We start from the raw sequence: 482 nt of genomic DNA, 5'->3' as shown, positions 1-482 counted from the left end.
CAACATTTTAAAAATCATTCTCAACATGTTTACTTTCTTCTGCTCTTGTTGCTCCATGATTCCAGTTGGAATTAGCATGTTATCAAAAGGAAGCCAACTATCTATTTTTTTCTGTTGTTGCTTCATAAAGCTGTCAACTTGCTCAAAAGTATCAACTTCAATATCCATATTATCTCCATTTTTATTCTTTTTCTATATGTTATCATATAAGTTCTTAACCTTATTTGTGGTACACAATAATGTCATTAAATGATGTTATCCTTAAATCTTAGAGTCACTATTGTATAATTTAGACAAAGGACAAAAAATTGATATTGAATTAGAAAAATATGTTGCTCCTGTACCGAAAAAATCAATGACAATGAAAGAAAGAATTGATAAGGCAAAAACAAAGTGTTCTGAAAAAAAATCACAAGAAACTGAACTAAAAAACGATAAACTTTCAAACAAAAAAATCAAAGGAGAAAATGAATTATGATTAA

Annotated in this window: 1 protein-coding gene; it reads left to right on the top strand. The window is 27.4% G+C overall.

Translation table 11 applies throughout. From position 1 onward, the window contains the following. Positions 1-280 precede the first annotated feature (280 nt). Entirely contained in the window at positions 281-478 is a 198-nt protein-coding gene (locus tag JKP73_RS22060) for a hypothetical protein (RefSeq protein ID WP_200411971.1), read from the top strand. Positions 479-482 lie beyond the last annotated feature (4 nt).

The sequence above is a fragment of the Virgibacillus salexigens genome, from assembly GCF_014905415.1.
Classification (GTDB): domain Bacteria; phylum Bacillota; class Bacilli; order Bacillales; family Amphibacillaceae; genus Virgibacillus; species Virgibacillus salexigens.
The sequence above is the reverse complement of the archived record's forward strand: the minus strand, read 5'-3'. Positions and strand labels throughout refer to the sequence as shown.